Origin of the sequence: Streptomyces sp. NPDC002742 (assembly GCF_042888885.1) — a bacterium.
Lineage (GTDB): Bacteria > Actinomycetota > Actinomycetes > Streptomycetales > Streptomycetaceae > Streptomyces.
Genome location: NZ_JBIAQF010000003.1, coordinates 217302 through 229933, shown reverse-complemented (window position 1 = coordinate 229933; position 12632 = coordinate 217302). Strand labels below are relative to the sequence as shown.

Below are 12632 nucleotides of genomic sequence, written 5' to 3'. Positions count from 1 at the left end.
TGCGCGGGCGCGAGACAATGGACGGTGGCCCTCTACCGACAGGGGCCCCTGAACCGTACGAGGAGGAGAAGACATGGCGGAGCCCACGCCGCGTCGGAACGAACCGCGGCTACGCCCCGCGCCCCTGCTCTTCGAGCCCGCGGAAGCAGCCGGGGATCCGGAGCACTTCTTCGACCTGGAGTCGATCGACGATCCGCGCGCGCTGCTCGACCGGTCCACGGAGCTGGCGCAGGCGTTTCGCGCCGCCGCCGACCGGGCCGTCGAGTTCCAGGCCATCGCCGCCGCGCAGCTCGCGGATCCACGCCGCTTCGACCGGCTGACCGCCGCCTCGATCGCCGAGCGGGCGGAATGGACCGAGGACTACGCGAAGAAGATGGTCGAGTTCGGCCAGGACCTGCTGCGGGGCACGGAGGGCAGCGGACACGGCCACGGGGTGACCGACCCGCTCTGACGACCGACCCGCTCCGGACGGCACGCCCCCGACCGCACGCCCCGGACCACAGGCAGGACCGGGGTGGCCCGACGACCGACACCGGAAAGCCGCCGACCGACGGAGTGACGGCTCGCCGACTCTCGGACCGGCGGACCGGCATCTCGGCACTCGGCCGCTGCGGACCGGGCCGTTCGGCCAACGGCGGATCTGCAACCGACGGCCTGCCCGGGGACGACTTCGTCCTCGAAACCCGTCCCGGCTGGCATATGCCAGCCGGGCAAGATACTCCACCTCACCCACTCCTGTCCCGTTTTCCGGCAACCCTCCGGGACGGGGTGCTCACCACCGGTAGATGTATGCGGCATGAGCAGCACACGGAACCCGCCGAGCAGCACACCGCGCAGCCCCGGAGCCCCGTCGCCCGACCGGCTGGACGTATCGGGTGTCACGTCCGAGGGAGCCACCTGGCTCGCCTCGGCGGGAACGTATCCGCGCAGCACTCTCGCCCTGTGGCGCGAACGGCCGAATGCGCCGGTCGTCCTGCCCTGCGGCAGTTCCTTCGACGTCGTCAGCGCTCCGGCGCTCTTCGGGCGGCGGATGCTCGACCGGCTCTGGGACGACGGGCCGGGCTCGGGCCCGGTTGCGGCGTTCCGCGGGCGGATGCTGCTGTTCGCCGCGCCCGGCACCGCCCAGCGGCTCCCCGCGCTGATGGAGTGGGAGGAGTGGGGCTCGGGCGCCCGCGCGGGGCGGGAAGGCGTGGAGACCGAGGCCACCGCGAAGCACGGCGGGCAGGCAGGGCGTGCGGCCCGGGGGAACGGCGGGCATGTGGGGCGGTGCCGGGAGGTACCGCCGCTCCTCTGCCACGGTACGGGGGACGCGGTCACCGTGCCCGCGCTGAGCGCCGACGGTGGCGGGCCGGGGGCCCTGCGGTCCGATTCCCGCTGGCTGGTGGCCCCAGACACACGACAGCCCTGGCTTCCCGGCCCCGAGATCCTGCTCTGGGCGGCCGTACGGGCGGCCCGTGCGGCGGCCTCGGCGTCGGTACGGATATCGATTTTTCCTCGCGCCGATCAGGATGCTAAGGTCTACGACGTCAGCAGGCGCCGCTAGCTCAGTTGGTTAGAGCAGCTGACTCTTAATCAGCGGGTCCGGGGTTCGAGTCCCTGGCGGCGCACGCCAACGAGAGCGGGATGATTCGCGGAAGCGCGAGCATCCCGCTCTCGTCGTTTCCCGGGCTCCACGAGTTTCCCGGGCTCCACGAGGGCCCCGTCGACCGCAGTCCGTCGGCTGTCGTCCACCCCTCGCCACCCCCACCCGTCACCTGCCTCCTGCCACCTGCTGCCCGCCTCCGCAGGCATCCGCACGGCGCCGGCCAGTGTCACGAAAGCGGCTCAGCCCGTGGTGATCCTCACCGTCCAGGCTCCCGAAGCCGTCCGGTCCTCCACCTGGACCCGGACCTTCGCGCCCGGCACCCTGAAGCTCTCGCCGAGGCTCACCGGCGCGTCCGCGAGCGGCGGGTACACCGAGTCCTCCCAGCAGGACTCGGTGCGGGGGTGGGCGTCGAGCACCTGGATGGGGCCGCTGCCCGACTCGGTCCCACTGCGGACCCGGTAGACGAGGACGCCCTGCTCGCACGTCGAGCCGTCGTTGCCCGCCGGACCGCGCGCCTCGAAGGCGACCGCGCTGTCCGGGCCCGTGGGGACCACCACCAGCTTGGTGCCCCGGCCGGCACCGAAGGTCCGCGAGCCGGCCGGAGCCGCCACGCCCACCGCGTCCGAGGACGTGCCCGGCCCGCCCGAACCACGCGCGGCCGGCCGCGGCCGGCGGGAGGACGCCGGCGGCCCGAAGTAGGAGGCATCCGCCCGGCGCGAGGACACCTGTGGCCGCCGCGGGGCCGCCGCCGTCCCGCTCGGCGCGGCCGAACGGGTGGCGAGCACCCCGGAGCCGGCCGCCCCCACGGCGCGCGCGCCGGCCGAACCGACCGCGGAGTCGACGGGTCCGGCCTCCAGCGGCTCCAGCGTCAGACGGGTGGTGCCGGAGCCCATGACGCACGCCACCTGGTGCGGTTCCAGCCACCCCAGCCGCCATTTGTGCCAGCCGAAGAGGTCGGGGGCGAGACCGAACTGGCTGCCCATGAGGTCCCAGTCGCCCACATAGGTGTCCCAGTCCCCCTTGCCGTCGGAGGGCCGGTGGTAGAGGTCGGGCAGGTCGAAGACGTGCCCGGTCTCGTGCGCGAGGACGAGACGGTCCGGCGGATGCTTCTCGAACACCGTGACGACGCGTCGGATGTCCTTGCCGTCCGCGCGCAGGGGGGTGTCCAGGTTGACGACCTTGGTGGCGTCCGAGTCGACGCCCGGCGCGTCCGGGTCCGCGATGAAGTAGACGACGTCGTAGCGCGAGAAGTCGACCTCCGGGTCGGCCACGGCGAGCGCGTCGCGCAGATAGGCGGCTCGGTCGGCGGCGTTCCAGTCCCGCTGTATGGCGTACGACGTGGAGGCGTGCGGCATCTGGATCCAGGTGCGCTGCGGATGCGGGCGGACCGTGAACCTGCCGTACGAGGCACGCTCGAAGAAACGGCTGGTGGCGGGGAAGTAGTCGCCCGTCAGCTCGGCGGGCGTGGTGTTCGGGGTGGAGTCCGGGAAGGACAGGAAGACCATCACGGCGTCGAGGGGACGGGTGGGGCGCTCATAGGAGGAGTTCCAGGTGTCGGCGCCCTCCGAGTGGTGCGCCGCGGTCCGCGTCAGGGCGCAGGGGGACGCCAGGGGTTCGGCGAGCGCGTGACTCGGCGCCAGGGAGGTCGCGGCGAGCGCGGCCATCGAGGTGAACACGGCCGCGGTGCCGCGCCAGCGCGGTGCCCCGTCACGGGCGGGGCCGCGCGGAGCCTCGCGAGCGAGAGCCCTCAGGGGGAGCGGACGCGGCACGTCGACCTCCGGATGCGGATTTCGGGACACCGCACCCAGCCTGATTCAATTTGTAGTACTTCGCCCTGTTTGTCTGCACCGGAAGGGTGAGAGGGCACACGGGCCGACACCCCCGGACCTTCACGGAACGTCACATGCGGTCGACGAGGGAGAGAACCCGTCCAGATACAGGCAGAAACGATCTGTCAGAACGGGTGGTTGTTCCTGGACACTGGACAGTGGCCGCACCGTTTCGAGGCCAGCCTCTATGATCGGCACACTTTCCTGCACGGACACGGCTTGTGCGGCGGTCCATCACAGGCCGACCGCCCCGAGAGACCCATACGAAGAACGAGTGCACTGCGGGAGCGAGCGGTGAGCGGAACGTCCGAAGGGCCGGCGCCCGCGGGAGACCTCGTCCGGCCGACCGTCACAGAACGTCACATCAACACGTCTTCTCGTACGTTCGCCGGGACCTCTCCCGGCCCACCCGTCCCCTCCGTGTCGCCCGTAACGCCGGGGGCACCCTCCGGGGCGCCCGCGCCCATGACGGTGACCGACGGAACGTCACCCCGTACGTTCCACGCGGCCTTCTCCACCGCCCCCCTCGCGATGGCCGTCGTCGACCACGACGGTCTCGTCGTCACCGCCAACGAGTCACTGGGCACGCTGCTCGGCGCCGGGGCGCGGACGTTCGCCGGGCGGGTCGCCGCCGACCTGGTGGACCTGACTTCCGACACCCGCATCTGGCACGCGTACCGCGAGGTGCTGGCCGGCAGCCGGGCCCGGCTGCGCTGCACCCGGCGGCTCAAGCACCCCGACGGCCACGCGATCTGGGCGCAGGTCACGGTCACGCCGCTGCCGCCGCAGGAGCGGGCGGTCCTGATCTCGGTCACCGACATCGGGGCGAGGCGTGAACTCCAGGCGCGGCTGCGCCACTTGCAGATGCACGACCCGGTGACCCGGCTGCCCAACCGCACGCTGTTCTTCGAGCGCCTGTCGGCGGCTCTGGAGGCGGAGGCGTACGACGAGGTGGGCACCGGCCGGATCGGGCTCTGCTATCTGGACCTGGACGGGTTCAAGGCGGTCAACGACACACTCGGCCACCGGGTCGGGGACCGGCTGCTCGCGGCCGTCGCGGAGCGTCTGACGCGCTGCGCGGAGGAGGCCGGTCTCACCAGGGCGGCCACTCCCCTGGTGGCGCGGCTGGGCGGGGACGAGTTCGCGCTGCTCGTCGAGGACTCCACGGGCACCGACCAGTTGGCGGACCTCGCCGAGTCCGTACTGAAGTCGCTCCAGGCGCCGTTCGACCTGTCGGGGCAGCGGCTGTCGCTGTCGGCGTCCATCGGGGTCGTCGAGCGGCGCGCCACCGGCACGACCGCGACCGGTCTGATGCAGGCCGCGGACACCACGCTGTACTGGGCGAAGGCGGACGGCAAGGGCCGCTGGACGCTCTTCGACCCGGAGCGCAACGCGCACCGCATGACGCGCCAAGCCCTGTCGTCCACTCTTCGCGCGGCCGTCGAGCGGGATGAATTCGCCCTGGAGTACCAGCCGTTGGTGGGCATGGAGGACGGCGGTGTGCACGGGGTCGAGGCACTCGTGCGCTGGAACCACCCGCGGTTCGGGATGCTCACCCCGAACCGGTTCATCGGACTGGCCGAGGAGAACGGCTCCATCGTCCAGCTCGGCCGCTGGGTGCTGGCCACCGCCTGCCGCCAGGCCCGCCGCTGGCAGTTGGACCGTCCGGACGCCCCGCCGATCTTCGTCAGCGTCAACGTCGCCGTGCGTCAGGTCTGGGACTCGGACCTGGTGGCGGACGTGGCGGAGATCCTGGCGGAGACCGGACTGGCCCCGCATCTCCTCCAGTTGGAGCTGACGGAGTCGGCGGTGATGGGCTCGGCCGGCCGGCCGCTGCAGGCACTGCAGGCGCTCAGCGACATGGGGGTCCGCATCGCCATCGACGACTTCGGCACCGGCTACTCGAACCTCGCCTACCTGAGCAGGCTCCCGGTGTCCGTGCTGAAGCTGGACGGCTCCTTCGTCCGCGGCTTCCAGTACGAGAACGCCGACGGCTCGTCCGCCCACCCCAACCCCGCCGACGAGGTCATCGTCGAGGCGCTCATCCAACTCGCCCACCGGCTCGGCCTGACCGTCACCGCCGAGTGCGTGGAGACGGCCTCACAGGCGTCCCGGCTGCGCGGGATCGGCTGCGACACCGGCCAGGGCTGGCTCTACTCCCGGCCGGTGGCACCGGAGCGCATCTCCGCGCTCCTGATGTCGGCGGCCTGTCCTCAGACCTGAGCGCCCTGCTCCTTCGGCAACCCGTAGGCGTCCGCGATCAGTTCGTACGAGCGCAGCCGTACGTCGCCGCCGTGCGCGTTGCCCGTGATCATCAACTCGTCGGCACCGGTGCGCTTCTGGAGGTCGTCGAGGCCCGCGCGGACCTCGTCGGCGGTGCCGTGGATGACGTTGGCGTTCCAGGAGCCGACGAACTCCCGCTCCATGGAGCTGAATTCGTAGGCTTCCGCCTCCTCCGGCGTCGGTACGAGACCGGGGCGCCCGGTGCGCAGACGGACCATGCTCAGCGCGGCCGCCAGCACCTGGCGGCGGGCCTCCTTCTCCTCGTCCGCGGCGAGGGCGGACACGCCGATGAGGGCGTACGGGGCGTCGAGGACAGCGCTCGGCCGGAAGGACTCGCGGTAGAGGTCGAGCGCCGGGATGGTGTTCTGCGCCGAGAAGTGATGAGCGAAGGCGAAGGGGAGACCGAGGGCTCCGGCGAGACGGGCACTGAAGCCGGAGGAGCCGAGCAGCCAGACCGGGGGCCGGTGCGGGGACTGGACCCCGCCCGGCGAGGTCGACTGGACGGGCCCGGGAACGGCGCGGATACGGGCGTAGGGGTGGCCGTCGGGGAAGTCGTCGTCCAGGAAGCGGGTGAGTTCCGCGAGCTGCTCGGGGAAGTCGTCGGCGCCCTCGCCCATGCGCTGGGTACGGCGCAGCGCGGCGGCCGTCGCACCGTCGGTGCCCGGGGCCCGGCCGAGGCCCAGGTCGATACGGCCCGGAGCCATCGCCTCAAGGGTGCCGAACTGCTCCGCGATGACCAAAGGGGCGTGGTTGGGGAGCATCACTCCGCCGGAGCCGAGCCGGATACGGTCCGTGTGGGCGGCCAGGTGGGCGAGGATCACCGCGGGCGAGGAGCTGGCCACACCGGGCATCGAGTGGTGTTCGGCCACCCAGTAGCGGTGGAAGCCACGGGATTCCGCGAGGCGGGCGATCTCGACGCTGGTGTGCAGCGCGTCGGTCGCGGTGCGGCCCGCGCCAACGGTGACCAGGTCCAGTACGGACAGGGGTACGGGGGCGGTGCCCTGTGCCGTGCCTCGGATCTCGCCCGTCTCGGCCGTCTCGTCCACCGGGGTGCCTCCTGTTGCGTACGCGTTGGTGTCCTCCGCATACGAACAGGAGGGTGACTCCGGTTATTCCCCGGGCTCCCCCGGGCGGGCGGGCCTCCTCACCCGAGGTGGCTCCCCCGGCGGGCTGGGGACGGGGTGTTTCACCCCCGCCGCCCCGTCCCCGCCCCGTCCCGTACCTGGGGCTCCGCCCCAGACCCCGCTCCTCGAACGCCGGAGGGGCTGAACCCTCGCTGGACCCTCACGCCTGGACGATCGGTTCCCTCGTGAAGAGGGTGCCGAGTTCCGGGGCGTTCACTCGGCGGTCCGTCAGGCGCAGGGCCTCCCGGACCGTGACCTGGTTCGCGGTGAGGACCGGTTTGGCGAGGTCCTTCTCCAGGGCCGGGATGTGCGAGGCGGTGTGCAGGGCCGTGTCGGGGAGGAGGATCGCCTCGGCGTCCGGGTGGTCCGCCTCGCGGGCGAGCGCGAGGACCTGGTCGTAGTCCCAGCCGGCGACCTCCGCGGCGGTGGCGACACCGGAACCGCGCACCGCCACCACCTCCGTGCCGGCCTCCTTCAGGAACGCGGCGAAGAGCGCTGCCACGTCGTCGGGGTAGGTCGCCCCGATCGCCACCCGCCGCGCCCCGAGCTCCCGCGCGGCGTGCACGAAGGCGAAGGACGTCGAGGAGGCGGGCAGGCCGGCCGCCCTGGCGAGGCCGCGGACCTGCTCGTGGGCGCCCTGCAGTCCGTGGACGAAGCTGCCGCCGGCGCACGCCCAGACCACGGCCTCCGCGCCGGACAGGAGCAGCTCCTCGACCCCCGACGCCAGGTGCCGCGCCGAGCCCATTTCGAGGAGCGCGTCCAAACGGTGGGTGTCCTCCCCGATGTCCGTATGGACGACGGTCAGGCGGATGTCGCTGCCGAGCAGCTGCTCGATGCGCGGGTAGTCGTCCTCGGCCGAGTGGCCGGGGTGGAGGAATCCGAGTGCGGTCATGCCCAACCTTCCTGTTCTTCGGGAAGTACGGGTCCCCGGTGGGCGGCTCGGTCAATCAGCCGGTGACAGGGGCCCACCGCCCCGGGTACCCAGTTGGCGCAGTACTGCCCACATCGTCACCTGGTCGGCCGAGATCGCCGGGATCCGCAGTTCCGCCTCGCGGCCGGGGGACCGCCTTCCCGCGCGGCCCCGAGTCCGGGATTCCGCGCTTGGGCCGAGGAAGGGCGGGAACCGGCCGCGGAGAGGGGAACAGGCGGGCAACGGACCGTATGCGAGCCCGTGTTGACGAAGGTAGGTTCGGGTGCGAGCGTGGTCGATCCGCGCATCTCGGACGGCTCAGCCCCGTTCGCCGCATGTCTCCCCGGTCATGTCGCCCCAGGATCTCCCCAGAGAAGCGGACTCGCATTGCGAAACGGTTTCCACCGATGAGCGCCCGTATGTCCCCCGGCGCGCCCCACCCGTCGGCCCCGGCCACCCTGCTCGTCCTGGACGCCGACCCGCTCCCCCGGCTCGGCCGGCTCACCGGTCGCGTACGGATCGAGCACGCCGACGAGTCCACGCTCGCGGAGCGGCTGCCGCACGCGGACGCGCTGCTCGTGTGGGACTTCGCCTCGGACGCGGTGCGCCGTGCCTGGCCGGGCGAGGGGTCCCGGCCGCGCTGGGTGCACACCGCCAGCGCGGGCGTGGACCATCTGATGTGTCCCGAGCTCGCCGCCTCCGACACGGTGGTGACCAACGCGCGCGGCATCTTCGACCGGCCGATCGCCGAGTACGTCGCCGCCCTGGTCCTCACCATGGCGAAGGACCTGCCGCGGACCTGGGACCTGCAGCGGCGCCACGAGTGGCGGCACCGCGAGTCGCAGCGGGTGGCCGGCACCCGCGCCTGCGTGATCGGTTCCGGGCCGATCGGGCGGGCGATCGTCCGCACCCTCAAGGCGCTCGATGTCACCACGGCGCTGGTGGGGCGCGTCCCGCGCACCGGGATCCACGGTCCGAACGACCTGGACCGGCTGATGGCACGCGCCGACTGGGTGGTGTCCGCGGCGCCGCTCACCGCCGAGACGTACGGCATGTTCGACGCGCGGCGCTTCGGGATGATGCAGCCCTCGGCCCGCTTCATCAACATCGGGCGTGGGCAGCTCGTCGTCGAGGAGGCGCTCGCCGAGGCACTGTCGAAGCGGTGGATCGCGGGGGCGGCCCTGGATGTCTTCCAGCACGAACCGCTGGGCCGTGACAGCCCGTTGTGGGAGGTCCCGGGGCTGATCGTGTCGCCGCACATGAGCGGGGACACGATCGGCTGGCGGGACGAACTGGGTCAGCAGTTCGTGGAGTTGTACGAGCGCTGGGCGGCGGGCAAGCCGCTTTCGAACGTGGTCGACAAGAAGCGCGGGTACGTGCCCGGACACTGAACCGCCCCGGGAGGGACCGGAGCCTCGACCCCGGCGGTCAGGAGCGCACCGGACGCGGGCGGGGCCCGGACGCGTCCGAATACTTCACATGGTCCCGGGTAGCCGCGCGGCCATGGCTCCACCACTTGGGAACGCACGTGCAGACGAACAGGGAATTGAACGCGGAAAGGACAGACACCCGTCCGGGACCACCCGCCGGTCGCTGCTCGCGGGGGTCGCGGCGCTCGGCGCGCTCGGCGCCGCCGGCTGCAGTCGCGTGGCCTCGGCCTCCGGCACGGACGGCGGTGACCTCCTCGACCGGCTGAAGGCGCAGGGCGTCGTACGTCTCGGCATCGCGGGCGAGATCCCGTTCGGCTACATCGACCGGGACGGCCGGCTCACCGGCGAGGCACCGGAACTGGCGAAAGCCGTCTTCAAGCGGCTCGGCGTCGGACGTGTCCAGCCGGTGCCGACCGAGTTCGGCTCGCTCATACCCGGGCTCGACTCCCAGCAGTTCGACGTCGTGTCCGCCGGGATGTACATCAACGCCGAGCGCTGCCGTCAGGTCATCTTCGCCGACCCCGACTACCGGATGCTCGACGCGTTCATCGTGCGCAAGGGCAATCCGAAGGGGCTGCACGACTACAAGGACGTGGTGGCGAAACAGGCCAAGTTCGCCACGGGTACGGGCTACGCGGAGATCCAGTACGCGGTCGAGGCCGGGTACGAGGAGAGCGACATCCTGATCGTGCCCGACCAGGTGGCCGGGCTGAACGCGGTCGAGGCGGGGCGCGCCGACGTCTTCGCGGGGACCGCGCTCACCGTCCGCGAGGTGGTGCGGAAGTCCGGCAAGGCGGAGAGCACGAAGCCCTTCGCGCCGCTGGTCAAGGGCAAGCCGCACGTCGACGGCGGTGGCTTCGCGTTCCGTTCGCCGGAGACGAGGCTGCGGGACGCCTTCAACGTCGAGCTGCGGAAGATGAAGGAGAGCGGCGAACTCTTCCGCGTCCTGCGGCCGTTCGGCTTCACCAGGGCCGAGATGACCGGCATGACCGCGAAGGAGCTGTGCCGCGGATGACGTCGGGACTCTGGAAACTCGTACTCGACGGCATCTGGGTCACCGTCCAACTGCTGTTCTTCAGCGCCCTGTTGGCCGGCGCCACGTCCTTCCTCGCCGGAATCGCGCGCACCTCCCGGCGGTGGATCGTCCGCTTCCTCGCGGGCTTCTACACCGAGGTGTTCCGCGGCACCTCCGCGCTGATCATGATCTTCTGGGTGTACTTCGTGCTGCCGCTCGCCTTCGGCTGGCAGCTCGTCCCGCTGTGGGCGGGCACCCTGGCGCTCGGGCTGACGTACGGGGCGTACGGCTCCGAGATCGTGCGCGGCGCGCTGAACGCCGTCGATCCGGCGCAGCGCGAGGGCGGCATCGCGCTCAGCTTCACGCCCTGGCAGCGGATGCGGCTGATCCTGCTGCCGCAGGCGGTGCCGGAGATGATCCCGCCGTTCAGCAACCTGCTGGTCGAGCTCCTCAAGGGCACGGCGCTGGTCTCCGTGATGGGCATGGGCGATCTGACGTTCAGCGCCAACCTGGTGCGGCTCGCGCTCCAGCGGAGCGCGGAGGTCTACACGTACGTCCTGCTCATCTACTTCGTCATCGCCTTCCTGCTCACGCGGCTGATGCGCGGCCTGGAGAAGCGGCTCAAGGCCGGGATCGGCAAGGAGCCGCGGCGCGGCACGGCGGCACGCGAGCCGAAGCGGGCCGGTACGACGGCCGTGAGCGCCGGTGCGGGAGCCGCCACCGGTGGAGGTGCCTCATGACATGGGACTGGAACGCCGTCGGCGACTTCATGCCGCACTTCTGGGACGGCCTGCTGGTCACCCTGCAGGCGCTGGCCCTCGGTTCGGTGATCGCCTTCACCCTCGGCCTGGTGTGGGCGCTGCTGATGCGGGCACCGACGCGCTGGGCGCGCTGGCCGGTCGGGGTGGCCACCGAGTTCGTGCGCGACACCCCGCTGCTGGTGCAGCTGTTCTTCCTCTTCTACGTGCTGCCCGAGTGGGACATCACGTTCTCCGCGCTGACCACCGGTGTGATCGCGATCGGGCTGCACTACTCGACGTACACGATGCAGGTCTACCGGGCCGGTATCGAGGGCGTGCCCGCCGGCCAGTGGGAAGCGGCCACGGCGCTCGGCCTGCCCGTGCGGCGCACCTGGACGGCGGTGATCCTGCCGCAGGCGGTCCGCCGCGTGGTGCCCGCGCTCGGCAACTACGTCATCGCGATGCTCAAGGACACCCCGATGCTGATGACGGTCACCGTGCTGGAGATGCTCGGCGGGGCGCGGCTGTACTCGCAGCAGCACTTCCGGTTCACGGAGCCGCTCACGGTCATCGGTGTGGCCTTCATCCTCATTTCCTACCCGGCTTCCCTGCTGCTGCGAGCCCTGGAGCGACGCCTTGTCCGCTGACACGAACACCGGCCCGGACACGGGCACGACCACCGCCCCGAACGCCGGGACCGACCCCCTGAAGGACCTCGCCAATCCCCCGGTGGACGGCAGCGAGCTGATCCGTTTCGACAAGGTCACCAAGCGCTTCGGGGGCAACACCGTCCTCGACGGGCTCGACTTCCGCGTCGACTCCGGAAAGCACGTCACGCTGATCGGCCCGTCGGGTTCCGGCAAGACGACGATCCTGCGGCTGCTGATGACCCTGACCCGGCCGGACGAGGGCACGATCACGGTCGCCGGGGAGCGGCTGTTCCCCGCGGACGGGAAGCGGGTCCGCGAGGTACGCAAGAAGATCGGGATGGTCTTCCAGCAGTTCAACCTGTTCCCCAACATGAGCGTGCTGAGGAACGTCACCGAGGCGCCCGTCACCGTCCTCGGCCTGTCCCGGGACGAGGCCGAGGAGCGGGCCCGTGAACTGCTCGACCTGGTCGGGCTCGCGGACAAGTGCGACGAGCGGCCGGGCCGGCTGTCCGGCGGCCAGCAGCAGCGCGTGGCCATCGCCCGCGCGCTGGCGATGCGGCCGCAGATCCTGCTGCTGGACGAGGTGACGTCCGCGCTCGACCCCGAACTGGTCGCGGGGGTCCTCGACGTCCTGCGTGACATCGCCCGCACCACGGACATCACGATGCTCTGTGTGACCCACGAGATGAATTTCGCCCGGGACATCTCGGACCAGGTCCTGATGTTCGATTCCGGCCATGTCATCGAATCCGGACCGCCCGAGAGGATCTTCGGCGATCCGGAGCACGAACGGACCAGGGAATTCCTCGGCGCGGTCCTCTGAAGTCCGGGAGTGAACGAGGGGCGGAGAGGGAGCACAATCGGGAAGGCGTGAGGTCCGGCCGTTGGGGCATGCCCGGAGTTCCATGCCTTTGGCATATGCCAGGGTGGTGCGTTCCTGCTGAGAGGCATGGAGCGCGCCACCAATCTCGTCAACAGACGCCCACGGACGGCTGTTTGACGGCTATCGTGGAGTGAGCCCAGCTGTCCGGACCGACGTCATTTTTGAGCCGGGCCATGAAGCGCA

11 protein-coding genes, 1 tRNA gene and 1 pseudogene are annotated in these 12632 nt (G+C 71.4%); 9 read left to right on the top strand and 4 right to left on the bottom strand.

The window, feature by feature from the left end:
* The first annotated feature begins 73 nt into the window (after positions 1 to 73).
* The 3 genes from ACFYW8_RS06355 (at position 74) to ACFYW8_RS06345 (ending at position 1607) form a co-directional block, all read left to right on the top strand.
* Positions 74 to 451: a hypothetical protein gene (locus ACFYW8_RS06355; protein WP_365870125.1), complete on the top strand. Its 378-nt coding sequence runs from the start codon at positions 74 to 76 to the stop codon at positions 449 to 451.
* A gap of 345 nt (positions 452 to 796) precedes the next feature.
* Complete coding sequence (locus ACFYW8_RS06350) at positions 797 to 1543, top strand: bifunctional DNA primase/polymerase (RefSeq protein WP_389068546.1); 747 nt, start codon at positions 797 to 799, stop codon at positions 1541 to 1543.
* Positions 1534 to 1607, top strand: a tRNA-Lys gene (locus tag ACFYW8_RS06345). Before ACFYW8_RS06350 ends, ACFYW8_RS06345 begins: the two co-directional genes overlap by 10 nt.
* Before the next feature lie 217 nt (positions 1608 to 1824).
* On the opposite strand, the gene ACFYW8_RS06340 is transcribed toward ACFYW8_RS06345, so the two are convergent.
* Entirely contained in the window at positions 1825 to 3354 is a 1530-nt protein-coding gene (locus tag ACFYW8_RS06340) for a M6 family metalloprotease domain-containing protein (protein WP_389068826.1), read from the bottom strand.
* Between the two features lie 354 nt (positions 3355 to 3708).
* Between ACFYW8_RS06340 and ACFYW8_RS06335 the strand changes: the two genes are divergently transcribed.
* Positions 3709 to 5637, top strand: a complete 1929-nt coding sequence (locus ACFYW8_RS06335) for a putative bifunctional diguanylate cyclase/phosphodiesterase (RefSeq protein ID WP_389068543.1) — start codon at positions 3709 to 3711, stop codon at positions 5635 to 5637.
* Here the strand turns inward: ACFYW8_RS06335 and ACFYW8_RS06330 are convergent.
* The 3 genes and pseudogenes from ACFYW8_RS06330 to ACFYW8_RS06320 all read right to left on the bottom strand — a co-directional run.
* Positions 5628 to 6743, bottom strand: coding sequence for an LLM class flavin-dependent oxidoreductase (locus ACFYW8_RS06330; RefSeq protein ID WP_389068540.1), 1116 nt, complete (start codon positions 6741 to 6743; stop codon positions 5628 to 5630). The two genes, ACFYW8_RS06335 and ACFYW8_RS06330, sit on opposite strands and share 10 nt — an antisense overlap.
* 238 nt (positions 6744 to 6981) lie before the next feature.
* A complete protein-coding gene (locus ACFYW8_RS06325; protein WP_389068537.1) occupies positions 6982 to 7713 on the bottom strand; it encodes a decarboxylase in 732 nt (243 codons plus the stop codon).
* Positions 7710 to 7881: pseudogene (locus tag ACFYW8_RS06320) on the bottom strand (decarboxylase); the annotation flags it as partial. The pseudogene ACFYW8_RS06320 and the gene ACFYW8_RS06325, both read right to left, overlap by 4 nt.
* Before the next feature lie 257 nt (positions 7882 to 8138).
* Between ACFYW8_RS06320 and ACFYW8_RS06315 the strand changes: the two are divergent.
* From ACFYW8_RS06315 to ehuA, 5 genes are all read left to right on the top strand, one after another.
* Positions 8139 to 9122 (top strand): D-2-hydroxyacid dehydrogenase, encoded by a 984-nt coding sequence (locus ACFYW8_RS06315; protein WP_389068535.1) that lies wholly within the window; start codon positions 8139 to 8141, stop codon positions 9120 to 9122.
* Between the two features lie 112 nt (positions 9123 to 9234).
* A complete protein-coding gene (ehuB, locus tag ACFYW8_RS06310) occupies positions 9235 to 10176 on the top strand; it encodes an ectoine/hydroxyectoine ABC transporter substrate-binding protein EhuB (RefSeq protein ID WP_389068532.1) in 942 nt (313 codons plus the stop codon).
* Positions 10173 to 10916: an ectoine/hydroxyectoine ABC transporter permease subunit EhuC gene (gene ehuC, locus ACFYW8_RS06305; protein WP_389068528.1), complete on the top strand. Its 744-nt coding sequence runs from the start codon at positions 10173 to 10175 to the stop codon at positions 10914 to 10916. The genes ehuB and ehuC overlap by 4 nt, the downstream gene beginning before the upstream one ends.
* Positions 10913 to 11563, top strand: a complete 651-nt coding sequence (ehuD, locus tag ACFYW8_RS06300) for an ectoine/hydroxyectoine ABC transporter permease subunit EhuD (protein WP_365870133.1) — start codon at positions 10913 to 10915, stop codon at positions 11561 to 11563. The genes ehuC and ehuD overlap by 4 nt, the downstream gene beginning before the upstream one ends.
* A 58-nt stretch (positions 11564 to 11621) precedes the next feature.
* Complete coding sequence (ehuA, locus tag ACFYW8_RS06295) at positions 11622 to 12389, top strand: ectoine/hydroxyectoine ABC transporter ATP-binding protein EhuA (RefSeq protein WP_389068823.1); 768 nt, start codon at positions 11622 to 11624, stop codon at positions 12387 to 12389.
* The last annotated feature ends 243 nt before the right edge of the window (positions 12390 to 12632 follow it).

Bases quoted from the DNA above. Each gene is read 5' to 3' on its own strand.
- ehuD (WP_365870133.1), top strand. From the start codon at position 10,913: ATGACATGGGACTGGAACGCCGTCGGCGACTTCATGCCGCACTTCTGG.
- ehuC (WP_389068528.1), top strand. From the start codon at position 10,173: ATGACGTCGGGACTCTGGAAACTCGTACTCGACGGCATCTGGGTCACC.
- ACFYW8_RS06325 (WP_389068537.1), bottom strand. From the start codon at position 7,713: ATGACCGCACTCGGATTCCTCCACCCCGGCCACTCGGCCGAGGACGAC.
- ACFYW8_RS06315 (WP_389068535.1), top strand. From the start codon at position 8,139: ATGAGCGCCCGTATGTCCCCCGGCGCGCCCCACCCGTCGGCCCCGGCC.
- ACFYW8_RS06350 (WP_389068546.1), top strand. From the start codon at position 797: ATGAGCAGCACACGGAACCCGCCGAGCAGCACACCGCGCAGCCCCGGA.
- ACFYW8_RS06355 (WP_365870125.1), top strand. From the start codon at position 74: ATGGCGGAGCCCACGCCGCGTCGGAACGAACCGCGGCTACGCCCCGCG.
- ehuB (WP_389068532.1), top strand. From the start codon at position 9,235: ATGGCTCCACCACTTGGGAACGCACGTGCAGACGAACAGGGAATTGAA.